The 26,665-nt window shown below is 49.2% G+C and carries 28 protein-coding genes, 1 tRNA gene and 1 riboswitch; of the genes, 13 read left to right on the forward strand and 16 right to left on the reverse strand.

Features of this window, described 5'->3' with window-relative positions; translation table 11 throughout:
- Positions 1 to 17: 17 nt before the first annotated feature.
- Entirely contained in the window at positions 18 to 878 is an 861-nt protein-coding gene (locus tag ACO0LF_RS02415) for a hypothetical protein (protein WP_423011548.1), read from the forward strand.
- A gap of 74 nt (positions 879 to 952) precedes the next feature.
- Here the strand turns inward: ACO0LF_RS02415 and ACO0LF_RS02420 are convergent, their stop codons facing one another.
- A complete protein-coding gene (locus ACO0LF_RS02420) occupies positions 953 to 2,461 on the reverse strand; it encodes a leucyl aminopeptidase (RefSeq protein WP_423011550.1) in 1,509 nt (502 codons plus the stop codon).
- 50 nt (positions 2,462 to 2,511) lie between these two features.
- Between ACO0LF_RS02420 and lptF the strand changes: the two genes are divergently transcribed.
- The 4 genes from lptF to ACO0LF_RS02440 all read left to right on the forward strand — a co-directional run bounded on the left by lptF (position 2,512) and on the right by ACO0LF_RS02440 (position 5,988).
- Positions 2,512 to 3,645 (forward strand): LPS export ABC transporter permease LptF, encoded by a 1,134-nt coding sequence (gene lptF, locus ACO0LF_RS02425; RefSeq protein WP_423011552.1) that lies wholly within the window; start codon positions 2,512 to 2,514, stop codon positions 3,643 to 3,645.
- On the forward strand, positions 3,642 to 4,775 hold the full coding sequence (gene lptG / locus ACO0LF_RS02430) for an LPS export ABC transporter permease LptG (protein ID WP_423011554.1): 1,134 nt from the start codon (positions 3,642 to 3,644) through the stop codon (positions 4,773 to 4,775). Before lptF ends, lptG begins: the two co-directional genes overlap by 4 nt.
- Positions 4,775 to 5,146, forward strand: a complete 372-nt coding sequence (locus ACO0LF_RS02435) for a sirohydrochlorin chelatase (protein ID WP_423011556.1) — start codon at positions 4,775 to 4,777, stop codon at positions 5,144 to 5,146. The genes lptG and ACO0LF_RS02435 overlap by 1 nt, the downstream gene beginning before the upstream one ends.
- A gap of 77 nt (positions 5,147 to 5,223) precedes the next feature.
- The gene (locus ACO0LF_RS02440) at positions 5,224 to 5,988 is read left to right on the forward strand and encodes a substrate-binding periplasmic protein (RefSeq protein ID WP_423011558.1); all 765 of its coding nucleotides are present in this window, start codon (positions 5,224 to 5,226) and stop codon (positions 5,986 to 5,988) included.
- Positions 5,989 to 6,007: 19 nt separating this feature from the next.
- On the opposite strand, the gene cobA is transcribed toward ACO0LF_RS02440, so the two are convergent.
- From cobA to ACO0LF_RS02475, 7 genes are read right to left on the reverse strand one after another with little or no spacing between them, the layout of a single operon-like run.
- The gene (gene cobA, locus ACO0LF_RS02445; RefSeq protein WP_423011560.1) at positions 6,008 to 6,730 is read right to left on the reverse strand and encodes a uroporphyrinogen-III C-methyltransferase; all 723 of its coding nucleotides are present in this window, start codon (positions 6,728 to 6,730) and stop codon (positions 6,008 to 6,010) included.
- Between the two features lie 3 nt (positions 6,731 to 6,733).
- Positions 6,734 to 8,050 (reverse strand): sulfate adenylyltransferase subunit 1, encoded by a 1,317-nt coding sequence (locus tag ACO0LF_RS02450; protein WP_423011562.1) that lies wholly within the window; start codon positions 8,048 to 8,050, stop codon positions 6,734 to 6,736.
- A complete protein-coding gene (cysD, locus tag ACO0LF_RS02455) occupies positions 8,050 to 8,985 on the reverse strand; it encodes a sulfate adenylyltransferase subunit CysD (protein WP_423011564.1) in 936 nt (311 codons plus the stop codon). The genes ACO0LF_RS02450 and cysD overlap by 1 nt, the downstream gene beginning before the upstream one ends.
- A gap of 12 nt (positions 8,986 to 8,997) precedes the next feature.
- Positions 8,998 to 9,711 carry a phosphoadenylyl-sulfate reductase gene (locus ACO0LF_RS02460; RefSeq protein ID WP_423011566.1) on the reverse strand — a complete coding sequence of 238 codons (714 nt, stop codon included), beginning with the start codon at positions 9,709 to 9,711 and terminating at the stop codon, positions 8,998 to 9,000.
- Positions 9,708 to 10,229 carry a DUF934 domain-containing protein gene (locus tag ACO0LF_RS02465; RefSeq protein WP_423011568.1) on the reverse strand — a complete coding sequence of 174 codons (522 nt, stop codon included), beginning with the start codon at positions 10,227 to 10,229 and terminating at the stop codon, positions 9,708 to 9,710. The genes ACO0LF_RS02460 and ACO0LF_RS02465 overlap by 4 nt, the downstream gene beginning before the upstream one ends.
- A gap of 17 nt (positions 10,230 to 10,246) precedes the next feature.
- On the reverse strand, positions 10,247 to 11,953 hold the full coding sequence (locus ACO0LF_RS02470; protein WP_423011570.1) for a nitrite/sulfite reductase: 1,707 nt from the start codon (positions 11,951 to 11,953) through the stop codon (positions 10,247 to 10,249).
- Between the two features lie 49 nt (positions 11,954 to 12,002).
- Positions 12,003 to 12,776, reverse strand: coding sequence for a sulfite exporter TauE/SafE family protein (locus ACO0LF_RS02475; protein WP_423011572.1), 774 nt, complete (start codon positions 12,774 to 12,776; stop codon positions 12,003 to 12,005).
- A 458-nt stretch (positions 12,777 to 13,234) separates the two neighbouring features.
- Positions 13,235 to 13,425, forward strand: a riboswitch (FMN riboswitch).
- Between the two features lie 108 nt (positions 13,426 to 13,533).
- On the opposite strand from ACO0LF_RS02475, the gene ribB reads away from it, so the two are divergent.
- The 3 genes from ribB (at position 13,534) to ACO0LF_RS02490 (ending at position 15,689) form a co-directional block, all read left to right on the forward strand.
- Positions 13,534 to 14,217: a 3,4-dihydroxy-2-butanone-4-phosphate synthase gene (gene ribB / locus ACO0LF_RS02480; RefSeq protein WP_423011574.1), complete on the forward strand. Its 684-nt coding sequence runs from the start codon at positions 13,534 to 13,536 to the stop codon at positions 14,215 to 14,217.
- A 31-nt stretch (positions 14,218 to 14,248) separates the two neighbouring features.
- Positions 14,249 to 14,449, forward strand: a complete 201-nt coding sequence (locus ACO0LF_RS02485) for a hypothetical protein (protein WP_423011576.1) — start codon at positions 14,249 to 14,251, stop codon at positions 14,447 to 14,449.
- A 316-nt stretch (positions 14,450 to 14,765) separates the two neighbouring features.
- Positions 14,766 to 15,689 carry a methyltransferase domain-containing protein gene (locus tag ACO0LF_RS02490; protein WP_423011577.1) on the forward strand — a complete coding sequence of 308 codons (924 nt, stop codon included), beginning with the start codon at positions 14,766 to 14,768 and terminating at the stop codon, positions 15,687 to 15,689.
- A gap of 70 nt (positions 15,690 to 15,759) precedes the next feature.
- On the opposite strand, the gene ACO0LF_RS02495 is transcribed toward ACO0LF_RS02490, so the two are convergent.
- Together ACO0LF_RS02495 and yiaA are read right to left on the reverse strand one after the other, a co-directional pair.
- Positions 15,760 to 16,194, reverse strand: coding sequence for a hypothetical protein (locus tag ACO0LF_RS02495; protein ID WP_423011579.1), 435 nt, complete (start codon positions 16,192 to 16,194; stop codon positions 15,760 to 15,762).
- Between the two features lie 31 nt (positions 16,195 to 16,225).
- Entirely contained in the window at positions 16,226 to 16,666 is a 441-nt protein-coding gene (yiaA, locus tag ACO0LF_RS02500; protein ID WP_423011581.1) for an inner membrane protein YiaA, read from the reverse strand.
- A gap of 235 nt (positions 16,667 to 16,901) precedes the next feature.
- Between yiaA and ACO0LF_RS02505 the strand changes: the two genes are divergently transcribed.
- Positions 16,902 to 17,858 carry a peptidylprolyl isomerase gene (locus ACO0LF_RS02505; RefSeq protein WP_423011583.1) on the forward strand — a complete coding sequence of 319 codons (957 nt, stop codon included), beginning with the start codon at positions 16,902 to 16,904 and terminating at the stop codon, positions 17,856 to 17,858.
- Positions 17,859 to 17,929: 71 nt separating this feature from the next.
- Here the strand turns inward: ACO0LF_RS02505 and ACO0LF_RS02510 are convergent, their stop codons facing one another.
- The 4 genes from ACO0LF_RS02510 to aat are packed head-to-tail and all read right to left on the reverse strand — an operon-like array spanning position 17,930 to position 21,535.
- On the reverse strand, positions 17,930 to 18,973 hold the full coding sequence (locus ACO0LF_RS02510) for an aldo/keto reductase (protein WP_423011585.1): 1,044 nt from the start codon (positions 18,971 to 18,973) through the stop codon (positions 17,930 to 17,932).
- Between the two features lie 12 nt (positions 18,974 to 18,985).
- Entirely contained in the window at positions 18,986 to 20,032 is a 1,047-nt protein-coding gene (locus ACO0LF_RS02515; protein WP_423011587.1) for a quinone-dependent dihydroorotate dehydrogenase, read from the reverse strand.
- Between the two features lie 58 nt (positions 20,033 to 20,090).
- Positions 20,091 to 20,822, reverse strand: coding sequence for an arginyltransferase (locus tag ACO0LF_RS02520; protein ID WP_423011589.1), 732 nt, complete (start codon positions 20,820 to 20,822; stop codon positions 20,091 to 20,093).
- Entirely contained in the window at positions 20,819 to 21,535 is a 717-nt protein-coding gene (gene aat / locus ACO0LF_RS02525) for a leucyl/phenylalanyl-tRNA--protein transferase (RefSeq protein WP_423011591.1), read from the reverse strand. The genes ACO0LF_RS02520 and aat overlap by 4 nt, the downstream gene beginning before the upstream one ends.
- 187 nt (positions 21,536 to 21,722) lie before the next feature.
- Between aat and ACO0LF_RS02530 the strand changes: the two genes are divergently transcribed.
- The gene (locus ACO0LF_RS02530) at positions 21,723 to 22,925 is read left to right on the forward strand and encodes an ammonium transporter (protein ID WP_423011593.1); all 1,203 of its coding nucleotides are present in this window, start codon (positions 21,723 to 21,725) and stop codon (positions 22,923 to 22,925) included.
- 8 nt (positions 22,926 to 22,933) lie between these two features.
- Here the strand turns inward: ACO0LF_RS02530 and ACO0LF_RS02535 are convergent, their stop codons facing one another.
- Both ACO0LF_RS02535 and ACO0LF_RS02540 read right to left on the reverse strand, forming a co-directional pair.
- On the reverse strand, positions 22,934 to 23,305 hold the full coding sequence (locus ACO0LF_RS02535) for a DMP19 family protein (protein WP_423011595.1): 372 nt from the start codon (positions 23,303 to 23,305) through the stop codon (positions 22,934 to 22,936).
- Positions 23,306 to 23,727: 422 nt separating this feature from the next.
- On the reverse strand, positions 23,728 to 24,297 hold the full coding sequence (locus tag ACO0LF_RS02540) for an NUDIX hydrolase (RefSeq protein WP_423011597.1): 570 nt from the start codon (positions 24,295 to 24,297) through the stop codon (positions 23,728 to 23,730).
- A gap of 127 nt (positions 24,298 to 24,424) precedes the next feature.
- Between ACO0LF_RS02540 and ACO0LF_RS02545 the strand changes: the two genes are divergently transcribed.
- The 3 genes from ACO0LF_RS02545 to ACO0LF_RS02555 all read left to right on the forward strand — a co-directional run bounded on the left by ACO0LF_RS02545 (position 24,425) and on the right by ACO0LF_RS02555 (position 26,589).
- Positions 24,425 to 24,501, forward strand: a tRNA-Met gene (locus ACO0LF_RS02545).
- 251 nt (positions 24,502 to 24,752) lie between these two features.
- Positions 24,753 to 25,208 carry an aminoglycoside 6'-N-acetyltransferase gene (gene aac(6'), locus ACO0LF_RS02550; protein WP_423012435.1) on the forward strand — a complete coding sequence of 152 codons (456 nt, stop codon included), beginning with the start codon at positions 24,753 to 24,755 and terminating at the stop codon, positions 25,206 to 25,208.
- A 136-nt stretch (positions 25,209 to 25,344) separates the two neighbouring features.
- The gene (locus ACO0LF_RS02555) at positions 25,345 to 26,589 is read left to right on the forward strand and encodes an acyltransferase family protein (protein WP_423011599.1); all 1,245 of its coding nucleotides are present in this window, start codon (positions 25,345 to 25,347) and stop codon (positions 26,587 to 26,589) included.
- Positions 26,590 to 26,665 lie beyond the last annotated feature (76 nt).

Raw genomic sequence — 26,665 nt, forward strand, 5'->3', positions numbered from 1 at the left:
TTCTTTTCAGACACACCATGCCCAAGTATTTCTTTATTCTGATTATTGCCATATTCATCTTTGGCAGCCAGTTTGCGCATGCAGAGTCGACTGTCATACGTTATCCGCGACCCGCAGCCAAGACCGACAGCCATTTTGATTATATCCAGGAATTGCTGACTGAAGCCCTGGCTGCTTCTCCCAATAAATATAAGCTATTACCCAGCAAGGCCACCATGCAGCAGGGGAGGGCAGTGCATGAAATGAAAAATGGCACTGGTGAAGTCGATCTTTTGTGGAGCATGTCCACTGATGAAAGAGAAAAAAGCCTGATTGCCATCAAAATCCCTATAGATAAGGGTTTACTGGGTTGGCGCATCCCATTCGTGATTAGTGAAAACCGGCAAATGTTCAAAACCATCAGGACCTTGCACGATATGGAGAATTACTCTGCCGGGCAAGAGCTGGATTGGCCAGATGTCAAAATTCTGGAAAGCAATGGACTCAAAGTGAGTACAGCGAATTCCTATGAAGCCTTATTCAGCATGCTGGAAGCGGGGCGTTTTGATTATTTTCCCAGGTCCATCATGGAAATCTGGAAAGAACAAGAGCTCCATGCTGGTAAAAACCTCATTATCAGCCAGGATATTGCCCTGCATTATCCTGCGGCTTATTATTTCTTTGTTGCCCCCAACAAGCGTCAGTTCGCATTAGACCTGACGAATGGCCTGGAGATATTGATACACAATGGTCAATTCGAAAAACTCTTCCTGAAATACCATCAAAGCTCAATACAAAAAGCCGGGCTTAAACACAGAATCGTGCTGGAGTTGCAAAATCCCTTCCTGAACCCGGCGAATATGCCCCTGGGCAGAAGTGAACTTTGGTTCAAGCCTTAGTGACCATACAAAAATAAAGCCGGAATCTGAATAAATCAGATGCCGGCCTCACTGTTCACTTATATAGCCTTGATTTAGCCTGCGCGATTGATCAGGAAAGTCGTCAGCAAAGGTACTGGACGGCCAGTGGAGCCTTTGGCTGCACCAGATTTCCAGGCTGTACCAGCGATATCCAGATGCGCCCAGGTATATTTCTTGGTATAACGCTCAAGGAAGCAGGCTGCAGTGATACTGCCGCCAGCTGGGCCGCCAATGTTTGCCATATCCGCAAAATTGGATTTCAGTTGCTCGTTATAAGCTTCTTCTATAGGCATGCGCCATGCGGTATCACCCGTTTGCTTGCCTGCTGCCAGCAATTCTGCTGCCAGTTGATCATGCGCTTCATCATGGCGAGTGAACAGACCGGAGTTATGATGACCCAGGGAAGTCACGCAAGCACCGGTCAGTGTTGCGACGTCTACCACGGCTGCAGGCTTGAAGCGTTCCGCATAAGTCAGTGCGTCACACAGGATCAGACGGCCTTCGGCATCCGTATTCAGGATTTCGATGGTTTGGCCAGACATGGAAGTGACGATGTCGCCAGGGCGAGTGGCGCTGCCTGAAGGCATGTTTTCGCAAGTCGGGATAACCGCGATGACATTCAGCTTGAGTTTCATTTCGCCGATGGCACGCATGGTACCCAGTACAGAAGCTGCACCACCCATGTCGTATTTCATTTCATCCATGCCTGCGCCGGCTTTCAGCGAGATACCGCCGGAGTCAAAAGTAATGCCTTTGCCGACCAGAACAACAGGCGCGTCTTTGACTTTGCCGCCATTGTGCTTGAGCACGATGAACTTCGGTGGTTCTACTGTGCCATTGGTGACAGACAGGAAACTACCCATTTTGAGGGCTTGTATCTGTTTGCGATCCAGTACCTCTGCGACCATTTTGTAATCGGTAGCGATTTTCTTGGCAGTATTGGCCAAATGGGTAGGTGTGCAGAAATTAGGTGGCAGATTACCCAGTTCCTTGGTCAAATCCATGCCATTGGCCAGAGCTACGCTTTGTGCCAAGGCATTTTTTGCAGCCGTTGCATCTGCAGCGGCAACAGCAATAGCGACTTTTTTGACGCCAGAGGTTGATGTGTCTTTCTTGCTCTTCAAGCCATCAGCACGGAAGATACTTTCACGGAAAGCTACAACAGTGCTGCGTATGGACCAGCCCAGATCGCGGTCTTTGACTTCTGGCAAGGCGACAACGGCGTCATTGGCACCCAGGCCAGCCAAAACACGGGCAGCAGCCTGTACTGCCTGGTTAAAGGATTTTTCGCTGACTGCAGCGGCTTCTTCACCCAAACCTACCAGCAATACGCGCTCTGCAGCGACATCAGCCAGTTTGCGCAACAATAAAGATGTGCCTATTTTGCCCGTGATATCGCCAGATTTCAGCGCGGCGGCGATGTCGCCGGACTTGTCCAGACCTGCTGCAGCGGCGGAAAGTTTCTTGTTTTCATAGACGCCAACTACGATACAGCCTGTCTTAATTGCTTTATGGGCAGTCGAGGCACTTTTTGCGTCGATTGTTTTTATGCTAAAGTCCACGTATTACTCCTCTTTGTAAGTCTCGTAAAACAGACATTATAATCCTACTCATGATTTTTCAGCGCGCGCTTCGACGTGAATTAAACAGTGCCGCAGGCGCAGTCTTCACAACTCTGTTCACCATCACGATCTCCGTGATGCTTATTAACATCCTTGGCAAAGCAGCAGGAGGCAAAGTTGCGTCTGCTGATGTGGTAGCACTGATAGGCTTTACTGCCTTGATGAATATGCATATCTTGCTGCTGCTGACAGGCTTTATTTCAGTCTTGCTGGTGGTTACCCGCAGTTACCAGGATTCTGAAATGGTGGTCTGGTTTGCCTCTGGCCTGAGTCTGACCCAGTGGATAGGGCCAGTCTTGCGTTTTGGTGGTCCTCTCATCATTCTCACAGGTTTATTGAGTTTCATCGTCACGCCCTGGGCTAATCAGCAAAACGTGGAATTCCGCGAACGTTTTGAAAAACGCTCGGATATTGCCAAGGTGTCACCAGGGAAATTCCAGGAGTCCGCTTCGTCTGACCGTATTTTCTTTGTGGAAGAGGTGGCTGGTGACCTCAGTAAAGTACAAAATGTTTTCATCAATACCTATAAAGACGGGCGCTCCAGTATCGTCGTTGCCCGCGAAGGCATGATAGAAATTGACAAGGCCGGCGATAAATTCCTGGTCATGAGCAAGGGGAGGCGTTATGACGGCTTGCCTACTGCTCCCGATTTCCAGATGATGCAGTTTGAGAAGTATGGTGTGCTGGTTTCCAGCCAGAATGCCAGCATAACTGGTGATAAATCCGCCAAATCCATGCCTTTGATGACTTTGGTGGAAAATCTCGATAATACCAAGCTGGGTGAATTGTTATGGCGCATATCCCTGCCAGTGATGTGTGCTGTACTGCTGCTGCTGGCGATTCCTTTAGGTTATGTCAACCCACGTGTAGGGCGCTCTGCCAATTTGATTATCGCCTTGCTTCTTGTAGTGGTTTATTTATCGATTACAAATATCTTGCAAGCGCTCGTGGTGCAGGGACGCAGCAGCTTTGGTATGGCATGGTGGCCACATCATCTGTTTGTTGTCCTGATGACCCTCAGCATGTTTTTATGGCGTTTGAAAGTCAATAGTCGCTGGCATCCCGTGATTTTGTGGTCGCGTTGCAAATCTGGTTTCCGCGGCAAGGAAAAGTGTCCAGCATGAAAATTTTACAAAAATATTTTGGCGGTGAAATCTTACGCGCGGTCTTGTTCGTCATGCTGGCTTTGCTGGCACTGTTCTCTTTCTTTGACCTCGTCAATGAACTGCAATCCTCAGTGAACAAGGGGGGCTATCAACTCAAGCATGCGGTGCTGTATGTGCTGCTGGGCTGGCCTGGTTACATTTATGAATTCATGCCTATCGCGGTCTTGATAGGGACGATTTACGTATTGGCGCAATTTGCCTCCAATTCTGAATTCACTATCATGCGTGCATCGAGTATGTCGACCATGATGGCCGGTACGATACTATTGAAGATAGGCATGATATTCGTAGTCTTGACCTTTTTGTTTGGTGAAATCATTTCCCCCGTGTCCAGCAAACTGGCGGAGAAAATGAAACTCAGCGCGATTGGTGAGTCGCTGGCGCAAGAGTTTCGTACTGGCTTGTGGACCAAGGACCTGGTGCGTGAACATGGTTTGACTGGTGATGTCATAGGCTCGCGTTTCTTGAACGTCAAAGAAATTTTGCCAAATCGCCATTTGAAAGGTGTCAAGATATTTGAATTTGATAAAAACTTTCATCTGTCACGAGAAATGACTGCAACAGACGCCGAGTATGTGGCTAAAAACACCTGGCGGCTGTCGGATGTTATAGAAACTTCTTTCCCCAAGACCTTAACCAGTGAAGATATTGCCGCTGTCAAAAGTCAAAAACTCGCAAGTCGCGAAGTGATTTCAGAAGTGACACCGGATATCCTGTCGGTCTTGTTTGCTGACCCTGATCGCATGTCGGCAACGGACCTGGCAGCATTCACCAAGCATTTGGCTGACAATAAACAAGATGCTGAACGCTATGAAATCGCCTTGTGGAAAAAAATCACTTACCCCTTTGCCGTGCTGGTGATGATGGCACTGGCCTTGCCGTTCGCCTATTTGCATGTACGCAGCGGTAGTGTCAGTCTCAAGATTTTTAGCGGCATCATGTTAGGGATGACTTTTTACCTGATCAATGCCTTGTTTTCTCACGTAGGCTTACTCAATACCTGGCCTGCTCCGGTGACGGCGCTGGTGCCTAGTGTGCTGTTCCTGATTATTGCTTCGCTGGGCTTGCGTTATGTAGAAAGAAACTGATGACAAACAAATCTGCTCTGATTCTGTTTGCCCACGGTGCCCGTGACCCACGCTGGGCTGCGCCTTTCCAGCGCTTGCAGGCAATGACGCAAGCCAGCTTGCCCGAGGTAACCGTGGCACTGGCTTTTCTGGAGTTCATGACACCTTCCTTGCCGGAACTGGCAGCGCAACTGGTCGCTGATGGTTGCGACAGTATCAGCCTGGCGCCAGTGTTTCTGGGGCAGGGCGGCCATGTCTTGCGGGATTTGCCTGTGCTGGCAGAAGAGATTCGTACCAGGCATCCGGGCTTGCAATTCAAGATAGCCAATGCCGTGGGGGAAGACGAGACGGTCTTGCAGGCGATACGTGATTATTGTTTGAAGCTGTTGTAATACTCACATGAGTACGGATGGTGCGTGATTTAAAGATTACACTCATCAATATGGCAGTTTTAAAGCACCTGAAAAGTATGCCCCAACTAAAAAAGTTAGCTTCACTTGTCTTGCTGATGCTGGCAATATGCGCGGCTGCGCCTGCTCATGCAGGCCAGGTATTAGCTGTTGGTACTGAGTTTGCCAACGTCTTTGAACGCAGCGCCAGTGGTGAGTTCATCGGCCTGGGGGCAGATATTATTCGTATGCTTGCCAAACAAAATGGCGATGAAGTCAAATTTGAAATCTACCCCTGGGCACGGGCGCAGTGGATGGTGGAGCATGAGCAGGCCCACATACTCATAGGCCCTTACAAGACAGCAGAGAGAGAAGCAAAATACGGTTTTGCCAAACGTGCTTTTTATCGTGATGTCATGGCGCTATATATACGCAAAGGTTCAGAGATGAGCTGGGATGGTAATTATGCGAACTTGCCCGGCTCGCGCCTGGGTGTCATCAATGGCTGGGTATATGGAGCACAATTTGAAAGTCTGCGTTCTACTATCAAGCCCGTGATTGCCAATACCCTGACCAATGGCTTGAATATGCTGGTGGCAAAACGAGTGGATTATCTGGCGACCAATATGCGCAATACCGAAGCAAGCATGAAAACCATGGGTATCAGCAATGAGATGCAGATGATAGAGCCCTTTATGGATATGCAGGACGGTTACCTGGCTTATTGCAAGAGTGCTGCCTGTGAACAGCTACGTTCGCGCTATGATGAATTGTATGAACAATTAAGGGATGGCGGAGTACTGCAATTAATGGCGCGCAAGCTGGGTGTCAGGTTGCCGCCATAATCTCCTGGTCAGATTTTCTTCAGGATGATTTACTGCTACGTGCACGCATTGCCTCTCCCATCATGACCAGTACTGGCCCTGTGCTGAGAGGCAAGCCCCTGGATAATTCATCCAGGCTTAAAGCCTGACTACATTCATTGGGGCGGCTACAATTCTCTATGATGACCACAGGTAAATCAGCGGGGAAATTGGCGGCCAGCATACGTTGTGCTGTCAGCGTGGCTTCTCTGCCACCCATGTATTGCACCAGGGTGTCGCATTCAGGTATGCGGGTATCTGCGCTTTCGCCAGGGGCTGTGCTGGAAGTGAACAAAGCCACGCTACGAGCCACGCCACGCTTGGTCAGTGGTTGTCTGACACTGGCTGCCGCTGCAAGTGCCGTCGTGATGCCAGGGACGATTTCATAGTCTATGCCTGCAGCTTCCAGCGCAGTCAGTTCTTCATCAGCACGGCCAAACAGCATGGGGTCACCGCCCTTGAGGCGAACGACGAGGGCATATTGCGCCGCGCATTCCAGCATTTGCTGATTGATGTGCTCTTGCGCAGCAGAGCGTTGTCCGCTGCGTTTGCCTACCGAGATTTTGACTGCTTGCGGGCACAGGTCCAGCATTTCAGTAGTGACCAGTGCGTCATACAGCACCACGTCTGCCTGCGCTAGCAGACGGGCACCGCGCACCGTAATCAGGTCCGCAGCGCCGGGGCCTGCACCGATCAGATAAACTTTGCCCTGAGTTTGCTTCATAACTCAGGCCAGATGTATCATGCCTGCAGCAACGGTCTGGTGCGTGACTTCATCAATGAGGATGAACGCACCAGTAGAGCGCAAGTCCTGATAGTCATCGACTGCCAGTGCCTGCGCCACGTTCAAGGTAACAGTGGCGATATCATTGAGTTTCAGGCTGTCGGCGGGACGGCGTTCTTGGGTATTGATATCGAGCAGGGTATCAATCCCAGTGACTCGGGCAGCGACTTGCCTGGTGGTGTGCTTGAGCCAGTATTTACGGCGGGTATCCAGTGTATCTTCCGACAACCAGCACAAATCAGCCTTGACGGTTTTCAACAGGGTCGCCGGGCGGTCAGCGCCAACCAGCATATCGCCGCGTGAAATATCGACATACTCATCCAGCAAGATCGTCACTGACTGACCAACAACGGCAGTGTCAAGCGAAGTATCCAGCGTCAGAATGTCCTTGACCGTCGCAGTCTGGCCACCTGGTTGCACCAGCAGCTTATCGCCCTTGCTGACTTTGCCAGCTTCGATGCGCCCCATATAGCCACGGAAGTCATTTGCTTCATGGCCATTGTGACGGGCCACCAGTTGTACTGGGAAGCGGAAAGGTTCGTCATGGCAGGCGTCATACACGCTTAATGACTCTAGCAGTTCAATCAGTGTCGGCCCTTTGTACCATGCCAGTTTTTCGCTTGCAGTGACTACGTTATCACCTGCAAGGGCAGATAAGGGGATGGGGCGGATGTTTTTCAAACCCAGTTGATCTGCAAATGCCTGATAAGTAGCAACGATGCGGTCATACACGGTCTGGTCATAGTCGATCAGGTCCATCTTGTTGACGGCAACGATGACATGCTCAATCTGCAGCAAGTGAGCAATGGTAGAATGGCGTTTGGTTTGCGTTAGCAAATCGACGCTGCCATCATCATTGAGTTTGACCTTGGAAACGTCGATCAAAATAATCACCGCATCGGCAGTCGATGCACCAGTCACCATATTGCGGGTGTATTGTTCATGGCCAGGCGTGTCGGCAATGATGAATTTACGCTTGGGCGTGGCGAAATAGCGATAGGCCACGTCAATGGTGATACCTTGTTCGCGTTCTGCTTCCAGACCATCCGTCAGCAGGGACAAGTCTATCGTGTCGCCAACGGTACGCTTATGCTTGGCGCGCGAGATGGCGTCAAGCTGGTCAGCAAAAATACCCTTGCTGTCAAACAGCAGGCGCCCGATCAAAGTGCTCTTGCCATCATCGACAGAACCCGCCGTGATGAAGCGCAACAGGCCACGTTCTCTACCAACGGCTGCAGTCAATTGTTCTACGGCGTTCATTAGAAATATCCTTCTTTTTTACGTTTTTCCATCGATGCTTCTGATGTCTGGTCATCCATGCGTGTGGCGCCACGTTCTGTAATTTGGGTAATGGCGGTTTCGGCGATGATGGCTTCTACCGTTGCTGCGTCAGAAGACACCGGGCAGGTGCAGGAGATATCACCCACAGTACGGAAGCGCACTATTTGTGTTTCTACCGTTTCACCATCACGTGGTGGCGTCAAATCTGTCAGTGGTACCAGCAAGCCATTGCGTGGTATGACCTGGCGTTCATGGGCAAAGTAAATCTGTGGTAATTCCAGTTTTTCGCGGGCGATGTATTGCCAAACGTCGAGTTCAGTCCAGTTCGATATAGGGAAGACGCGCATGTTTTCACCAGCGTGTACGCGGGTGTTATACAAATCCCATAATTCCGGGCGTTGTGCTTTTGGATTCCATTGACCAAATTCATCACGGAAAGAGAATATCCTTTCCTTGGCACGGGCTTTTTCTTCATCGCGACGGGCGCCGCCTATGCAGGCATCAAACTTATGCTCGGCAATGGTTTCCAGCAAGGTGACAGCTTGTGCGGCATTGCGTGAATCGGTTGCCGGGTTGCGCAGGCGTACCGTGCCACGGCGTATCGATTCTTCTACCGAACCGACGATCAGGCGTTCACCGAGCTGGGCCACACGCTTGTCGCGAAAGGCGATGACTTCAGGAAAGTTATGGCCGGTGTCAATATGCACCAGTGGGAAAGGGAATTTACCCGGGCGGAAAGCCTTTTCTGCCAGGCGCAGCAAGACGATGGAGTCTTTGCCACCAGAAAACAGCAGGGCAGGGTTGCTGCATTCAGCCGCGACTTCGCGCATGATATGGATGGCTTCGGATTCCAGCCAATCCAGGTGGCGATTGCTCGCAGCATCAATAAAATGGTTTTCCACGACAGTATTCATGATTTTTCTTCTTCAGACAGCTTGTTTAATTCGGATCATCTTGCCATCAACGACATGCAGGCCACATTCCTTGGAATCGGGGTTTTCCCACCACCAACGTCCGGCCCTGACATCTTCACCTGGTTGTATTGCGCGGGTGCAGGGTTCACAGCCTATCGATGGATATCCTTTGTCGTGCAAAGGATTGTAAGGCACATTGTTGCTTCTGAGATAGTGCCAGACATCATCTTCTGACCAATCTGCCAAAGGATTAAATTTTTGCAGGCCATGTGTTGCATCATCTTCCTGTATCGCCAGCTCAGTACGTGTTGCAGATTGCGCACGGCGCTGGCCTGTGATCCAGGCCTTGTTGCCTGCCAGGGCACGTTTCAGCGGTTCTACCTTGCGTATGCGGCAGCATTCCTTGCGCATTTCCACGCTGTCGTAAAACGCATTGCGGCCATGCTGACTGACATAATTTTCTACGGCGGCAGCATCAGGCTTGAACAGCTTGATTTCTGTGCCATAGGTTTCCTTGACTTTATCGAGCATGCCCAGGGTTTCTGCATGCAGGCGTCCGGTTTCCAGCGAGAAAATCGTGATATTCAATTTCTTGCGCAAGATCAGGTCAGTCAACACCATATCTTCTGCCGCCAGGCTGGAAGCAAACACGGCTGGCTCAAATTCGTCAGCGATTCTTTCCAATATAGCCTGTGTTGCGGCAAGGCGCTCCAAAAAATCACTCATGCCTCTGCTCCAGTGCGCTCCGCACGACGGAACAAGGGGTTTTTTTCATCCCAGGAAGTCTGGTATTTTTCAGAAAAATCCGTCAGGCCCTTGATGGCGTCATGGATGTTTTTGTCTTCCCGTGTAGCAAAAGCATTGAAGCCCACACGCTGCATGTAAAACAACTGGTCGCGCAAGACATCGCCAATAGCGCGCAATTCGCCAGTGAAATTAAGGCGTGAGCGCAGGTTGTAGGCGATGGAATAACCACGGCCATCGGCAAATTTAGGAAAGTCCACTGCCAGCAGGCTAAAGCGACTGATGTCTTCTTTTAATTCTTTTGCCTGCTCATCACTGCTGAACCAGACGGCAATATCAGTACGGTTCAGCAGGCTTTCGCGTTGCAACAACCATACCTTTAAAGGGATGATGACTTTGCCTGTCGGTACATTGACGGCATCCGGTGTCTCATTCTCGGTCAGGCGCAGTACTGTCCAGTCGTCGCTGACGATGGCTTTATCTTTAATAATTTCTCGCATGATGCACTTTCTTAATTTCAGTAGCTGACTGCAGTACCGGCATCTTCGCCATGATGCTCATTGGTACGTATCGGCGTTGCATACACAAATTCCTTGAATGGGGCGATACCCAGGCGTTGCGCTGTGTCGATGAAGCGCTCGTTTTCGAGGCGGTCACGCACATATACCTGGATGATGCGGTCTATCACTTCCGGCATTTGGCCAGCAGCGAAAGACGGACCTATGATCTTGCCTATGGCTGAGCTATTGCCTTGCGCACCACCAATGGACACCTGGTAAAACTCGCTGCCATCTTTGTCCACACCCAAAATGCCGATATTGCCGACATGGTGATGACCGCAGGCATTGATACAGCCTGACATATTGAGTTCTATGTCGCCAATATCATGCAGGTAATCAAGATCATTGAAACGGTCAGTGATGTCCAGTGCGATAGGAATGGATTTGGCATTTGCCAGCGCGCAGAAGTCACCGCCAGGGCAGCAGATCATGTCGGTCAGCAAACCGATATTCGGTGTCGCCAGGCCGTGGGCCTTGGCTTCTTGCCAGACGTTGAACAAGTCAGCGACTTTGACATCTGCCAGCACCAGGTTTTGCTCATGCGTGACACGCAACTCACCAAAGCTGTATTGATCAGCCAGGTTTGCAATAAAGTCCAGTTGTTCAGAACTGGCATCGCCTGGAGGCACGCCCGGTTTTTTCAGCGACAGCACCACAGCGACATAGCCTGTCACTTTATGGGGTTTGACATTGCGCTTGACCCAGTTGGCGAAGGATTTATTGTCTTGCAGATGTTGTTCGTAGCCAGCATCCTGCGCAGGCAGGGTTTCATAGTCTGGCGTCGTGAAATAGCTGGCCACGCGTTTCAATTCTGCTTCTGTCAGGGTAGCCGGGCCATCTTTGATGTCTTGCCATTCTTCTTCTACCTGAAGGGCGAAGTCTTCAGCACCTATGGCTTTCACCAAAATCTTGATGCGGGCTTTATAGATATTGTCGCGGCGACCGTACTGGTTATAGATACGTAAAATCGCTTCCAGGTAAGTCATGACATGCTTCCATGGCAGGAAATCACGTATCACGCTACCCAGGATAGGCGTACGGCCCATGCCACCGCCTACCATGACCTTGAAGCCGACTTCACCAGCTTCATTGTGTACCACAGTCAGGCCTATATCATGCACTGCAATTGCGGCGCGATCTTCTTTTGCGCCATTGATGGCAATCTTGAATTTGCGCGGCAGGTAGGCAAACTCTGGATGGAAGGTAGTCCATTGACGCAGGATTTCAGCATAGGCACGCGGATCTATCACTTCATCGGCAGCAACACCGGCAAATTCATCCGAGGTGATATTGCGCATGCAATTGCCAGAAGTCTGGATGGCATGCATTTCTACTGATGCCAGTTCTTCCAGGATGTCTGGTGTGTCTTCCAGATTGATCCAGTTGTACTGGATATTCTGGCGTGTCGTAAAGTGGCCATAGCCACGGTCATATTTGCGCGCAATATGGGCAAACTTACGTACCTGGTTCGACGACAGCATGCCGTAAGGCACTGCCACCCGCAGCATATAAGCGTGACGCTGCATATACAGGCCGTTTTGCAGACGCAAAATACGGAATTCATCTTCGCTCAATTCATTCGAGAGCCGGCGGCTAACCTGGTCACGGAATTGTGCAATACGTTCCTTGATGATTTGGTGATCGTGCTGGTCGTAACGATACATCTTTAATTACCCATAAAATGCGTCTGTAAGTACGCGATTGCAAACAGAGTCAAAGGACAAGCTTGGCGGCAACCAAAGTCAGAGTGGTTGCCAACAGGCCACGTAAAAATTTTTCTGGTACGGCGCGCGCTGCCAGCGAGCCCAAAGTAATACCTGGCAAAGAGCCTATCAAGAGACTGCCCAGCAAGACCCAGTCTATTGAGCCCAGCCACCAGTGGCCGAAGGCGGCAATGGCTGTCAGAGGTACAGCATAGGCGATATCCGTACCGGCGATATGGGCGGCAGACATGCGTGGATACAACATGACCAGCAAAGTTGCACCTATCGCACCAGCACCGATAGATGAGATGGTCACCAGGGTACCGAGTACCGCACCGGATACGATAGTCGCTATGGCGAGCTGTTTTCCTTGCAATTGCTTTTCAGGATGTTTGTTCAACCAGTTCAGCATCTTGCCTTTAAACAGCAAGGCAACCACAGTCAGCAAGACTGATACAGCGATGGAATAGCGTATGAGCTGGCCAATTTCCTTGTCCAGCGCCCCAAAATGCTTGAGGAATAAAGTTGCTACAACAGCAGCAGGCAAGGCGCCATAGCACAGCAGGCGCACTACATGCCATTCAACCGTGCCGCGTAGCCTATGAGTAAAAGTACCTGCAGCCTTGGTAATAGAAGCAAAGGCAAGGTCGGTGCCTACCGCCACTGTTGGCGACACACCGAACAGCAGAGTCAGCAGGGGAGTCATCAACGAGCCACCACCCACGCCGGTCAGACCGACCAGAGTGCCCACTGCAAATCCCGAAAATATATAGGTCAACGTCATTTCGCCCTCGCGCAAAGTAGGTGCATCGTAATGAATTTAGGCTTTATTCCAAACTACTTAGTATTCATTTGCTTATATACGTATTTGATATATGCAAAGTCGCTGGATTGATATTGCCTTTAGTTTAATTCGTAAAAATAAAATAAATTACTTAAGAGGCAATTTATTCAAAAAAGCTCGCGCTTTTGATGTGTTTTTTTGGGAGCGGTGCTGTTTGAGAAAATCATGTGCGTCTGATTAAAATGATATCGACGCGGAAAAATGGGAAGCTGGGAGACTTCTTTTAAGAATAAGCATAGATGTTGCCATGTGGAAATGCGAGGCAATTCAAACAATATTTTCAATAATTCTTATGTTGATATCTGTTTTTCGTATTTAGTGATTTCGCCGGGTAAAGCCTGCCCAAGCAAGCATTTTATTTTTGCGTATAATCCTATGGCCGAATATCTCGGTAGGTTGTACGTCTTCAGGGCGGGGTGTAATTCCCCACCGGCGGTAAATTCACAACATTGCCATGGTAATGCGTGTGAACAAGCCCGCGAGCGCTTGCAGTAAAAACGGCTGTAGCAATTTGCAGCAGTGTGCAAGGTCAGCAGATCTGGTGTGATTCCAGGGCCGACGGTCATAGTCCGGATGAGAGAAGATGCGCCTTATGTAAAGCACCTATGGTCATGACCATGGGCGCTTGCGTATGGCTATTCGTTTTTTGCTCCCTGAAACGTCTTTTGCACATTTACTTTTGCCGGAGCGTTTCATTATGTTGAATACTATTAGTAATACTGTCCCATCCTCTACTTCCGCCCAGCCGGAAATATTATCCCTTAGTCCATTTGATCAGCGCCTGTCCAGGGCATTGGCAGACCTGCGTCATGGCCGTCCCGTGTTGCTCATGGATGACTTTGACAGGGAAAACGAGGCTGACCTCATCGTCGCCGCAGAAAAAATCACGGTTGAATCCATGGTCAGACTGATACGTGACTGCAGTGGCATCGTCTGCCTGTGCCTGACCGACGACAAGTTGCAGCAGCTCGATTTGCCACCTATGGTCAGCCACAATGAAAGTCGCTATGGTACGGCTTTCACAGTATCAATAGAGGCAAGACAAGGTGTGACTACGGGTGTGTCTGCTGCTGACCGTGTCACCACTATCCTGACTGCCATTGCACAAGAGGCAAAACCTGAGGATTTGGCCAGGCCTGGCCATGTCTTTCCCTTGCGTGCTGCGCCAGGTGGCGTGCTTACTCGGCGCGGACATACTGAGGGTTCGGTCGATCTGGCCATCATGGCAGGTTTATCACCCGCTGCAGTATTATGTGAATTGATGAATCCTGACGGTAGTATGGCCAAAGGCGAACAAATCATAGAGTATGCGGTGACGCATGACATCGTGATATTGACGATAGATGAGCTTGCCAGCTACAGGACCTTAACTGCCGTATAGTGTTTTAAATTCATATCTGGAGTGACGGACCATGCACATATTCAAAAGAGTGTTGATATTGCACATGTTATTGGCCGTCACCTCGATTTACGCAGAGGCAGCTCCCTGGTATAAGTGGCGCAGCAAGCTGAATGCACATGTAGTTTGTTCCCAAACCTCGCCAGGCGAGGGCTGGGAGCAGATGCATCAGGCTTTTGTTGATGCACGCTGCGAGCGGCCCAGAAAAGATTGAATTTGCTTTTGATTTCCTCCTTATACCGGCCATCAATGCTGGTTTTTCTAAACAGACATTGCGCATCTTGATTTCATTGTATAAGTTGAAATCACCAGTACATTGCATGCAGCAATCTTGGACATAAGCAAGAATTGATGCAGTTTCGCAGTTCAACTCCCTTGATGCACTCTCTATCAACCCAAGGATAATCATCATCTAGGCCCTTACTCAAAGCGTATTTCGGGTTTTGCGTATTGTTGGCGAGAAAATGACTGTCCTGTCGAACTCTTCGGATGGCAGCCACATGATGAAACCAGGAAACGAAGGAGTGAACATGTTGATAGAACGTGAGGCAGAGAGTTGCTATCTCGGACAGTTTATCCCCCTGCAATACCATCACAATATGTTGATGGACTTGAACCGCATGGACAATTTCAAGGCGGCGATACGGCGTCAGGTGTTCGAGGGGGCGAAAGTGCTGGAATTAGGTGGTGGCACGGGAGTCTTATCCTGGTTTGCTGCACAGGCTGCGTCCAAAGTATATTGCGTAGAGTTTAATCCCGACATGGTGGCTGAGGCACGTCGTTTGCTGGCCATGAATCGCTACGGTGAAAAAGTCGAAGTCATTCATGCTGACGCCTTTGAATATCTGCCACCAGAACCTGTCGATATCGTTATCTGTGAGATGATACACGTTGCCATGTTGCGTGAAAAACAGGTGGAAGTCATAGAAAACTTCAAGAAGCGTTATGCTGCCAAATTTGGTGGTCCTTTGCCTTTGTTCATACCAGAAGCGGTTGTCATGGCAGTGCAACCCTTGCAGCAAGCCTATGATTTTTCTGGCTATCAAGCGCCGATTATCCAATTCCAGCAGGCAGGTATTTTCTCTGCTGATACTGTGGAAATGGCACAGCCTGCTTTGTACAGTATTATCGATTTCAACCAGCCCAATGAGATGCAAATCAAATGGGAAGGCAGTTTTACGATAGAAAAAGCAGGCACAGTCAGTGCCTTGCGCTTTGTCACCAAGAATATTCTGGCTGTATTGATGGAGACATCATCCACCATAGACTGGCTGAATCACTATATGGCACTGCCTTTGGAGCAGCCCGTCATGGTGAAGGAAGGTGATATTCTGCAAGTCAGTTTCCAGTATAGGGCAGGCGGTTCCATTGCCTCGCTACAAAACTCCATGCGCGCCGAAGTCAAGTCCACGACAGCAGTACGCGCAGGTCATTTGTCATTGGCATATGGTTGAGTGAAGTAGTGTCTGTATGATAAAAAGCCTGCATTTTTAACAAATGCAGGCTTTTTTATCGACTGAGAGTTTATTCCGGGAGATTCTTATCTGCGTCTGGATGTGCCAGAGCCTGTTGCGTCAATTCCTCGTCCGTAAGCAGTGGCAGCTCATCCATGTCTTCAGCGGGAGCCTGATCTGCCAATTCCAGGGCATGCTCACCAAGAAATGCCAATACAGCCTGTCCCGTCGCAGGAACGTCCTGCATGACAACTTCTTCATTCGCTATGTCATCTACCAATTCATCCAAATCATATTCATTACTGTCGCCCTCAGTGGCCAGGGCTTGCTGTAGTAATTCATCGTCAGATATTGGTGGTAGTTCCGTCAGTTCTTGTAGTTGCTCCAGGTTTACTTCTTCAATAGGAGGATCTTGCAAGACTGGCAAAGCCGTCTTGCCAGGTTTGTTTAAATTTTCCAGATAGGCAGCAAAGTCACCATTTTTAGGGGCATTATTGTTGATCATGTGCTGAGTCGTAGTGATTTAGGCAAAAGATTCAATTTTCATGCCCATCTTGCATGGGCAAAGTGTCGTGATCAGGTTTTAACAGATTGATGTCGCGCACATTTTTTTGTACTGCAACGGCAGCAAACAGGCTCAGCAAAAATGCCATGGCAAAGAAGCCTTTTTCGCTCCATCCCAGGGTAGCATTGACCAGGCCTACAGCCAGTAACAGGATGGATAAACCCAGTGACAACCAGCACAAACCAAAGTAGATACCGGTAACGGGTATGCCTTCGAGTTTGTCACGCACAGATTTTTGCAGGGAAACGGCAGAAAACAGGCCATACATTAATACTGTGAAGTAATAGCCTTTCTCATTCAATTGCATCTCTGCATTCCAGACGCCAGCGAAATAGGTGGCTGCACCTATAAACAATGCGGCCCATGATGCGCCCACAAATGCACCGGTAGGTGCGTGAAGTTGAGGTTTCAAACAAGGACTCCTTGATTTAACAGTCTAAATCAGGTTTTACCGGATTCGCCAGGTTTTTGCAATAATACAATTAAAAGAATAAGGAATAAAGTTGCTGTTACGGCTAAGTTGTTAGTCCAATGGTTGATATATTATGGGTATATGGACAAAATGATGTCATTCGCGTAAGGTCACCCCTTCTTGCCTATGCGGCAAATGAGTTCTACTTTGTGTGCACCTTTACCGGAGTCAAATAATGTCTTTACGTTTTGCTGCCTTACCTGCTGGAAAATCCTTGATGACTTGCCTGATTGCAGGCCTGTATTTTTCTGCGACTGCGCATGCCACAAAAACCAAGGTGGATAGCGCCACTGCAAAGCCTGCGCAGGCATCCAAATTGGCTATGGCAGACTTGATCAAGAATTCCAGTGCGGCAGACTGGCGACCGCTTAATCCAGAAAATACTTTGTACCTGGAATTACCCAAAGGGCGGGTCGTGATTGAGTTGGCACCAGATTTTGCCCCTCATCATGCGCAAAATATCAAGGCCCTGGTGAGGGAGGGTTATTTTGATGGCCTGGCCATCGTACGCTCACAAGAGAATTATGTGGCTCAGTGGGCTGATCCAGATGAAAAACGCGAAGTCAAGACAGCCAAACGCCAGCTTGCCGGTGAGTTTACCGTCAAGTATGCGGCCAATCTGCCATTTACCCGCTTGCCTGATGTAGATGGTTATGCGCCACAGGTAGGCCATGCAAATGGTTTTGCTGCTGGACGCGATCCCAAGGCGGGTACAGCCTGGTTGGCCCATTGCTATGCCAGCGTTGGTGTTGCTCGCGGCACTGAATCGAATAGTGGTGACGGCACATCTCTGTACGTCGTTACTGGCCATGCACCAAGACAGCTGGATAGAAATATCACGGTCGTTGGTCGCGTCATGCAGGGGATGGAATTATTGACGACCCTGCCGCGTGGTACCGGGCCTTTGGGTTTTTACGAAAAAGCAGAAGAGCGCACGCCCATAACAGCCATTAAGGTCGCTGCCGATGTGCCAGAGGCAGAACGTAGCAAACTGGAAATCATACGCACTGATACTAACACTTTCAAATCTATCGTCGAAGCACAAAGAAATCGTGGAGGTGACTGGTATAAGGTGCCAGCGGGATACATAGATTTATGTAATGTGCCCTTGCCAGTCAGGCCGCAGAAATAATGACGAAGGTATAGGAAAGCGTGACGCCTTTGCCTCAGGCGTTACTACTTTGTTCAATGCCATGTCTGATATTATTGCCCTGGATTGTTCAGCTCTTCATGAATGCGGTTGATACCTGCTGTAAGCTCATCACTTAGCTTTACATCCAGTGCATCAATATTTTCTTGCAACTGCGTCAAATTGGTTGCTCCTATGATGGTGCTGGCAACAAAACTGCGCGAGTAGCACCATGCCAGGGCCAGTTGCGCTGGCGTCAATCCATGTTCCCGTGCCAGAGATGCATAACGCTTGCTGGCTTCAAATACGCTGGCGCGCATATAACGTGGGCTCCAGGTCGGTGGGAATAGCGTCAGGCGACCATGGGCTTTGGCATCGTCAGTGTACTTGCCCGTGAGCTGTCCGAATGCCAGTGGGCTATAGGCCAGCAAGCCTACATTTTCTCGGAAACAGGTTTCATCCAGCCCCTGTTCAAACGAGCGGTTCACCAGACTATAAGCATTTTGTATGCTTGCGATGTTCACTGCGCCTTGCAGTTCTGCCTGTTTGATAAATTCGCTGACACCCCAGGATGTTTCATTCGATACACCAAAGGCGCGTATCTTGCCTTCCTTAACCAGGGCATTTAATACTGCCACGGTCTCAGCGATCTCAGTACAAGGCCTTTCCAGTGCCGGGTCAAACTGCTTTTGCCCAAATATGGGGGCATTGCGGCTGGGCCAGTGCAATTGATACAGGTCGATGTAATCCGTTTGCAGGCGTTGTAAGCTGGTTTCTATGGCAGAGCGTATGTTTTTTTCATTCACATCATTTTCGCCATTGCGTATCCAGCCCATGCCACGCGAGGGACCGGCAACTTTGGTTGCCAACACAATCTCACTGCGTTTGCCGGATTTTTTTATCCAGCTACCTATGTATTGCTCGGTCTTGCCCTGTGTCGCCGCACGCGGCATGACAGGGTACATTTCTGCCGTATCGATAAAATTAATGCCACGTTCCAGCGCATAATCCAGTTGCTCATGCGCTTCTGCTTCGGTGTTTTGTTCGCCAAAAGTCATGGTGCCCAGGCAAATCGTGGAGACGCTGAGCTGGCTATTGCCGAGTAAGATTTTTTTCATGGTCTGCGAGTTTTATTTGTGTTGGCGTAAGGCATCAGCACATTCTTTTACCAGGGCAGGTCCTTGATAAATCAGGCCGGAATAGACTTGCACCAGCGCTGCACCCGCCTGCATTTTAGCTGCTGCATCCGCACCAGAGAAAATCCCGCCTACACCGATGATGGGTAACTCATTACCCAGTTCTGCCTTCAAGGCGCGAATAACACGGTTGGATAATTCAAATACGGGTTTGCCAGACAGTCCACCGGTTTCTTCTGCATGCGGCAAGCCTTGGACGGCGTCACGGGTGATGGTGGTATTGGTGGCAATCACACCATCTATCTTATGGCGCAACAAGGCCTCACCTATGGTCTTGATCTGTTCTGCATCAATATCCGGAGCGATCTTCAGGGCGATGGGTACATAGCGCTTATGTTCATCGGCCAGTTTTTGCTGCGCTTCTTTGAGTTGCGACAGCAAGGCGTCCAGCTCAGTCGCACCTTGTAACTGGCGCAGGTTCTTGGTGTTGGGGGAGGAGATATTCACGGTCACATAACTGGCATAAGGATAAACCCTGGCCAGGCAATGCAGGTAATCTTCTGCCGCACGCTCTATAGGCGTATCGGCATTCTTGCCTATGTTCAGGCCCAATACGCCTTGCTTGTCCTGATAAAAGCGCGAGGCCTGGACGTTTTTAACAAAGGCATCGACACCGCCATTATTGAAACCCATGCGGTTGATGATGGCATCCGCCTGCGGCAGTCGAAACATGCGTGGCTTGGGGTTGCCCGCTTGTGCACGTGGTGTGACAGTACCAATTTCTATGGAGCCAAAACCGATTCCAGCCAGGCCATCAATATACGCACCATCCTTGTCCAAACCCGCGGCCAGGCCTACCGGATTGGGAAAGCGTACGCCCATGACAGGGCGCGCATCTTCTGCTGGTTTGTTGGTCAACAAACCAGACAGTCCCAGTTTATTGACACGTTGCAGTGCCGGTAAAGTCAGATGATGGGCATTTTCCGGATCCATGGCAAACAGGGCAGGGCGGATCAGGGAGTAAAGAAGTTTTGCAGACATGTAAATAGGTGAGGAAGAAGGTTGAAATAAAATTTGAGAGGCAGATGGACGGGGAACTTCACAGTTCCCGTAAAGTCTGCCAGCGCCCCTGCATCAAAGCATCCAGGGGGCGGAAATTGGTCTTGTAAGCCATCTTGGGGCTGGCAGCGATCCAGTAACCCAGATAGACATAGGGCAGTTTCAATAAGCGCGTTTGCTCTATCTGCCACAAGACATTGTAAGTGCCATATGACGCTGTTGCATCGTCAGGGTCATAAAAGGTATACACCGATGACAGGCCATCAGTCAGTACATCGATGATACTGACCATGCGCAAGACATCCTTCTCATCTCTGAATTCTACCAGGCGAGTATTTACCCGGCTTTGCAGCAAGAACTGCGCATATTGGTCACGACTGTCATTATCCATGCCGCCGCCAGAATGGCGCTCACCCTGGTAGCGCTGATACAACTCATAGTGTTCGTGGACATAACTGAGACTGCTGACACGAGCCTGCAGATTTCCATGTTTTTTCCAGGCTCGACGCTGGCTGCGGTTGGTTTCAAATTCATTGACGCGTACGCGCACCGGCGTACAAGCCTGGCAATTATCGCAATGCGGCCGGTAAATAAAAATACCGCTACGCCGAAAACCACTCTTCACCAGTTCAGAATACGCATCAGCATTAATCAGATGCGCAGGTGTCGCCACTTGCGAACGCGCCTGCAAACCTTCCAGATAACTGCAAGGGTAGGGCGCGGTCGCATAAAACTGTATGCTGGCGAAGGGGAGTTCGTTAAGCTGGGTCACGGGCTGATTTTGTTGGCTATGGTCCAATTGCTAATCGCTGGCAGGGCACAGGCATGTTCTACCCAGCGCAAAAACTCGGCCCTGCTGATCGCTTTTGCGCCCAGAGACGCCAAATGTGCTGTCTCTTGCTGGCAGTCTAACATTTTCACGCCATGTTCACGCAAGAAAAATACCAGGTGCGCCAAGGCTATTTTGGATGCATCCGTGACCCTGGCAAACATCGACTCACCATAAAACATGCGGCCTATGCAGACGCCATAGGCGCCGCCTACCAGTTCGCCATCCAGCCACACCTCGACGGAGTGGGCATATCCCAGCTTGTGTAATTCACCATAACCAGTGACGATCTCTTCAGAAATCCAGGTGCCGCTTCCTTCTTTGCGTGGTGCTGCACAGGCCAGCATGACATCTTCAAAGGCGCTATCAAAACGCACTTCCCAGCGCGGATCTTTACTGACTTGCCGCAGGCGCTTCTTCAGGCTGGGGGATAATTTGAAATCTTGCACTTGCAAGACCATGCGCGGATCGGTAGACCACCACAAAATGGGTTGCCCATCAGAAAACCAGGGGAAGATGCCATTTTTATAGGCATATAGCAGACGTTCTGCCGACAAATCAGCACCAGCTGCCAGCAAGCCTGCAGCACCATCTTTTTCAGTCAAAGCGGTGCTGGGATGAGGAAAGGGGCTATCCGTTTCCAGCCAGGGGATCACGCGGCCTCCAATCGAGGCTGCACCAAAAAAACGCCATATTTCAGTGCATCAAACTTATTTATCAAATAATCAGTTTCAAAAAATCGCATTAAATCAATCACTTATCAATTGCACCAAATTGGAATGTATTTTGCTTTATCAGTGCATCTTTAATTCAAATTCGCACTTATATTGGGAGATATTTTGTATGAATGCACAAAATAGCAGCGCAGACGCTTTGTTTATCTTGCTTGGCGCAATCATGATACTAGCAATGCATGCGGGCTTTGCATTTTTAGAATTAGGCACTGTGCGCAAGAAAAACCAGGTCAATGCCCTGGTCAAGATACTTGTCGACTTTGCAGTATCGACCATCGCCTACTTCTTTGTCGGTTACACCATTGCATATGGCGTGCAATTTTATTCCAGTGCTGAAGTGCTGGTTGCTAAAAATGGCTTTGAAATGGTTAAATTCTTTTTCTTGCTTACCTTTGCTGCAGCCATTCCCGCCATTATCTCTGGCGGGATTGCCGAGAGGGCAAAATTTCATCCGCAACTGATTGCTACTGCCTTGCTGGTCGGTGTTTTGTATCCTTTTTTTGAAGGTATAGCCTGGAACCAGCGTTTTGGCATACAGACCTGGTTGAAGGCAATGTTTTCTGAAGAGTTCCATGATTTTGCCGGTTCCGTCGTCGTGCATGCTTTTGGCGGCTGGGTGGCCTTGCCTGCCGTGCTGCTGTTGGGTGCGCGCCGGGGGCGCTATATGAAGAATGGCGCGATTGCTGCTCACCCGCCATCGAGCATCCCTTTCCTGGCGCTGGGTGCATGGATACTCACGGTAGGATGGTTTGGCTTTAATGTCATGAGCGCACAAACCATGGATAAGATGAATGGCCTGGTGGCCATGAATTCACTGATGGCCATGGTAGGTGGGACTTTGGTCGCTTTCATGCTCGGCAAGAATGATCCCGGCTTCGTTTATAACGGCCCACTGGCTGGTCTGGTCGCAGTTTGTGCCGGTTCTGATCTCATGCATCCCTTGGGGGCTCTGCTTACTGGTGGAATCGCTGGTGCCATCTTTGTCTGGATGTTTACCTGGACCCAGAATAAATGGAAGGTTGATGATGTACTGGGCGTCTGGCCTCTGCATGGCCTGTGTGGCGCCTGGGGTGGGATTGCCGCGGGCATCTTTGGTTTGAAGTCTTTGGGTGGCCTGGGTGGTGTCAGCTTCATGTCCCAATTGCTGGGCACGGCCATGGGCGTTGCAATTGCCTTCGGTGGTGGTTATGTCATCTACGCCAGCCTGAAAAAATTCATAGGCATACGTTTGGAACCAGAAGAAGAATTTATAGGGGCAGATTTGGCGATACACAAAATCTCATCAACTGCGGAACGCGAAACCAGTTGGTAGGCCCTCTTTTATGTCTTGTAATGTGCACACTGACTCTGTAGCAGTGATAGCAAATTTTCCGGGCTTGATGCATCATTGACCAGAGTGGTCAGATGATCGTCAAGCCTTTCCCTGATTTCATCAGGAATAGATGAGAGTGCTTGCCATCTCAATTCATGATTTGCTTGTGGTTCACCGTCAGGAAAAAATGCCAGAGACTCAGCGATGATTTTAGCGGTTTCTTTTGCGCCTATTTCCTCAAGCGCTACCACTAATTGTGGTGCGTCAACGCCACAAGGGTTTGCCAGATACTGCCAAAGGCCGCCATTCATCAATTGATAGTAGAAATAGCCGATCAGGTAATTAAGTTGTATATCGCGTGTGAAAGTCAGGTAATTCACATCTTCTGCGATTTTTGCAATTTGAAAGTGACGGGCATATAACCATTGCGAAAAATCCCAGGGTTTCCATGTGCTTGGCGCTTGCTCAAGAAACAAAAAAGAATTGCTGCATTTTATGCATGCCTCACTGTTGGCAGGACTGGCGCTGCCACAATGCTCGCAATCTATATTCAGCTCTGAAAGGCGAAGTGTCATTGGCAATCTCTTTTCTATGCAGGTAGTCCGTCATTTTGGTTGACATTGAGTTCTCAATGCACCATTCCATCTGAAGGGAAAGCATAACCAGGAAGTAGGTGCTTAAGTACTATGCTAAAGTAGCTACCCGAGCTCCTTGGCGGACAGCGCTCAGAGGCTTTGTTAGTGACGCAGGTAAAAAAATGGGCGATTATCTTCGCCCATTTTTTATGGAAATCTTATCTGCATTAACCATCACGCATGGGTTTGAAAATATCATGCTCATGCATCTGGAAGCGTCCACCGCTTTTGACCTTCGCCAGATCTTCGAAGAAAAATTTCAGTGTATGGTTGATGGTGGGGAAGGCAATATCGTCCCAGGGGATCTGTTCTTCGGAGAATAAGCCTACTTCCAGGCTTTCGACGCCTGCGGCGTAATTCAAATCCAGTAAAGTGGCGCGATAAAATAGATGTACCTGGTGTACATGCGGCACATTCAATATAGAGAACAGTTCATGTAATCTGATATTGGCGCCAGCTTCTTCTTCAGTCTCGCGCTGTGCGGCTTGTGCCGTGGTCTCTTTGTTTTCCATGAAGCCAGCAGGCAGCGTCCAGAAACCCAGGCGTGGTTCTATCGCACGCTTGCAGAGCAAAACCTTGGTGACGCCATCTTCTTCCCATACCGGGATGGAGCCTACCACCATCTTGGGGTTTTGATAGTGGATCGTGCCACAAGCCGTGCAAACAAAGCGTTCGCGGGTATCATCGGCAGGGATTTGCAAGGTCACCGGGGACGCGCATTCGGAACAGAATTTCATGAGCAAAAGAGTCAAAATTGGCGAATCTGCAGAGTGTAACATCTGTCCGCACAAGTACGCCAAAAGTCCTCTTCCTAGAAAAGGATTGCGCAGAGCAGCAAAACCATGTATAGTTTCATTCTTCAGACGCGGGGTGGAGCAGTCTGGCAGCTCGTCGGGCTCATAACCCGAAGGTCGTAGGTTCAAATCCTGCCCCCGCAACCAAGTATTCAAGCCCTTGATTAGAAATAATCAAGGGCTTTTTGCTATGCTCTAACAATGTCCATTAAAGCATAGACCTTTGCTATTGATGATATTGAGCGATATGGCTGGCCCCAACATTTGAGGGTGAGTGTTGTTGGTGCAATAAAAGCAATTGCTTGCCCGTCTATAAGCGTGAATAATGGCAACCTGGACTTCTTTTGTAGGTCCTGATATTTTTTAGCTGGCATTGTTTGATGAAAGCGTAAATGGCCATGGCAGTTCCTTGCAAATACATAGATCAAATTGCCTGGCTGGAATTGCGTCAACAATTATGGCCAGAAAACACCAGGGAGGCGCATTTGCTGGAAATGACTGAGCTCTTGCAGTCGCCAGATAGATTCGCACAGTTTATTGAATACGACGCAGCTGGCCTTGCTTTGGGCGTGATCGAAGTATCTCTCAGGGGCGATTATGTCAATGGGGCAGACTCTTCCCCGGTGGCTTTTCTTGAGGGCTTGTTTGTCATACCGCAGGCAAGAAAAAGAGGGATCTCCAGGATATTGGTTGCTGAGGCGGAGTTATGGGCCAAGTGCATCGGGGCTAGTGAATTTGCTTCAGATGCGCTGCTGGAAAACACGGTTAGTCATGACATGCATGCCGCACTTGGCTTTGTTGAGACTGAAAGAGTAGTTTATTTTAAAAAAAGCTTGCTCGATGTAAAGTCGTGATGCGAAAAATCAATGCCTATTCTGAACTGCCGGTGGGGCGAATGAAAAATAGTCTCCATGTTTAGCGCTTGTGACGCCGCGATTTTTTGTTGAGCGCCATATTAGAGTTAACAGCTAAAAACAATACTGACCTACCATGACATCAACAATAACAATAGATACTGCAAGTCCTTTAACTCCAGATCATAAAATTCATTTGCCATTTCTCGACGGTATGCGTGCGCTTGCGGCATTGTGGGTCATGTTGGGGCATGCACATTTATTTGCCTATGGCTGGTTGAGTCATACTAATTTGCTCATGAAGCCATGGAATGTTTTTTTGTATTTGCACTTGGCTGTCGTGGTATTTCTTGTGCTGTCAGGATTTTGCCTGGCCTTGCCAGTGGTGAGAAATGGGCTGGTCTTGCGGCAGACTTATGGGAAATTTTTTCAATCAAGGGCAATGAGGATTTTGCCACCTTATTTTGCTACCTTGGTGTTGATTTTAATTATTAATTACTTTTCCCCTATCACTACCTGGGCGCGCAATTCATCGGGCCTGACACCCAGCATTTCGTGGCAAGTTTTTGCGGTCAATTTTAGTCTGATGCAAGATTTTTTTCCGCAATTTAATACCATTAACGGGCCATTCTGGAGTATTGCGACGGAATGGCACCTGTATATGTTTTTCCCTGCCTTGATATTGATTTTGCGTCGCTTTGGCGCTCTTGCGCTCCTGTCTGTGGCAACGGCAGCGGCATGGGGCCTGGTTTGGCTTGCTGATCATCCTCCTGCTTTTCTTTTTGAAAATCAGATCAGTATTTTACATCCACCTTATTTCTGTTTTCTATTTGGAATAGGAATGTTTTCCGCGTGGCTGGTGTTTGGGCAAGCAACTCAAGAAAGAGTGAGAAAAAGAGGCTTGATTTTTTCTTTGGTCGGCGCGGTATTTATCGTTTACTTTTTGTATTTGATACAAAAATTTTCTATTTATGACGCGCGCAGTGCAGGGGCTTTTTTTGATAGGGCGAAAATAATCGATACTGTTTTTGCTGTAGTGGTTGCAGCTTTCCTGGCATGGCTGGCAAGGAGCTCATCGCGCAATTGGATAAGGAAATTTCTTGAGTTGAGAATATTTACAGAAATAGGCAAGTTCTCCTACTCACTCTATCTTGTGCACATCCCTATTTTCGCGATCATCCATCACCATATTGAGGAGATGCATTTGTCGTTGAATTTGCAGCATCTGCATTTCATCTTGCTCAGTGTTGCCGGTACGATCGCCTCACTGGCATTTGCCTGGGGATTTGCCCGCATCTTTGAAACGCGCTTATGGCTGGATTTATTGGTGTGGATATCCAAAGTGCCAATGAGAGGCTTGTTGCAGATGCGAAGTCAATGATGCTGCGTCTGCCGTCTGCTGTAGCCGGGATGTTAATTTACTCTCATTGGCGATTTAGCTGGAGTGCAGTTGTCAT

This window comes from Undibacterium sp. Di27W (assembly GCF_049340345.1).
Lineage (GTDB): Bacteria > Pseudomonadota > Gammaproteobacteria > Burkholderiales > Burkholderiaceae_D > Undibacterium.

Excerpts from the sequence above, each read along its gene's own strand:
- cobA (WP_423011560.1), bottom strand. The coding sequence starts at position 6,730 with ATGAAGCAAACTCAGGGCAAAGTTTATCTGATCGGTGCAGGCCCCGGC.
- lptF (WP_423011552.1), top strand. The coding sequence starts at position 2,512 with ATGATTTTTCAGCGCGCGCTTCGACGTGAATTAAACAGTGCCGCAGGC.
- ACO0LF_RS02495 (WP_423011579.1), bottom strand. The coding sequence starts at position 16,194 with ATGATCAACAATAATGCCCCTAAAAATGGTGACTTTGCTGCCTATCTG.
- ACO0LF_RS02475 (WP_423011572.1), bottom strand. The coding sequence starts at position 12,776 with ATGACGTTGACCTATATATTTTCGGGATTTGCAGTGGGCACTCTGGTC.
- ACO0LF_RS02450 (WP_423011562.1), bottom strand. The coding sequence starts at position 8,050 with ATGAACGCCGTAGAACAATTGACTGCAGCCGTTGGTAGAGAACGTGGC.
- ACO0LF_RS02465 (WP_423011568.1), bottom strand. The coding sequence starts at position 10,229 with ATGCGAGAAATTATTAAAGATAAAGCCATCGTCAGCGACGACTGGACA.
- ACO0LF_RS02440 (WP_423011558.1), top strand. The coding sequence starts at position 5,224 with ATGCCCCAACTAAAAAAGTTAGCTTCACTTGTCTTGCTGATGCTGGCA.
- ACO0LF_RS02490 (WP_423011577.1), top strand. The coding sequence starts at position 14,766 with ATGTTGATAGAACGTGAGGCAGAGAGTTGCTATCTCGGACAGTTTATC.
- ACO0LF_RS02530 (WP_423011593.1), top strand. The coding sequence starts at position 21,723 with ATGAATGCACAAAATAGCAGCGCAGACGCTTTGTTTATCTTGCTTGGC.
- ACO0LF_RS02470 (WP_423011570.1), bottom strand. The coding sequence starts at position 11,953 with ATGTATCGTTACGACCAGCACGATCACCAAATCATCAAGGAACGTATT.
- ACO0LF_RS02505 (WP_423011583.1), top strand. The coding sequence starts at position 16,902 with ATGTCTTTACGTTTTGCTGCCTTACCTGCTGGAAAATCCTTGATGACT.
- lptG (WP_423011554.1), top strand. The coding sequence starts at position 3,642 with ATGAAAATTTTACAAAAATATTTTGGCGGTGAAATCTTACGCGCGGTC.
- ribB (WP_423011574.1), top strand. The coding sequence starts at position 13,534 with ATGTTGAATACTATTAGTAATACTGTCCCATCCTCTACTTCCGCCCAG.
- ACO0LF_RS02435 (WP_423011556.1), top strand. The coding sequence starts at position 4,775 with ATGACAAACAAATCTGCTCTGATTCTGTTTGCCCACGGTGCCCGTGAC.
- ACO0LF_RS02510 (WP_423011585.1), bottom strand. The coding sequence starts at position 18,973 with ATGAAAAAAATCTTACTCGGCAATAGCCAGCTCAGCGTCTCCACGATT.
- ACO0LF_RS02460 (WP_423011566.1), bottom strand. The coding sequence starts at position 9,711 with ATGAGTGATTTTTTGGAGCGCCTTGCCGCAACACAGGCTATATTGGAA.
- ACO0LF_RS02485 (WP_423011576.1), top strand. The coding sequence starts at position 14,249 with ATGCACATATTCAAAAGAGTGTTGATATTGCACATGTTATTGGCCGTC.
- cysD (WP_423011564.1), bottom strand. The coding sequence starts at position 8,985 with ATGAATACTGTCGTGGAAAACCATTTTATTGATGCTGCGAGCAATCGC.
- ACO0LF_RS02415 (WP_423011548.1), top strand. The coding sequence starts at position 18 with ATGCCCAAGTATTTCTTTATTCTGATTATTGCCATATTCATCTTTGGC.
- ACO0LF_RS02515 (WP_423011587.1), bottom strand. The coding sequence starts at position 20,032 with ATGTCTGCAAAACTTCTTTACTCCCTGATCCGCCCTGCCCTGTTTGCC.
- ACO0LF_RS02540 (WP_423011597.1), bottom strand. The coding sequence starts at position 24,297 with ATGAAATTCTGTTCCGAATGCGCGTCCCCGGTGACCTTGCAAATCCCT.
- ACO0LF_RS02555 (WP_423011599.1), top strand. The coding sequence starts at position 25,345 with ATGACATCAACAATAACAATAGATACTGCAAGTCCTTTAACTCCAGAT.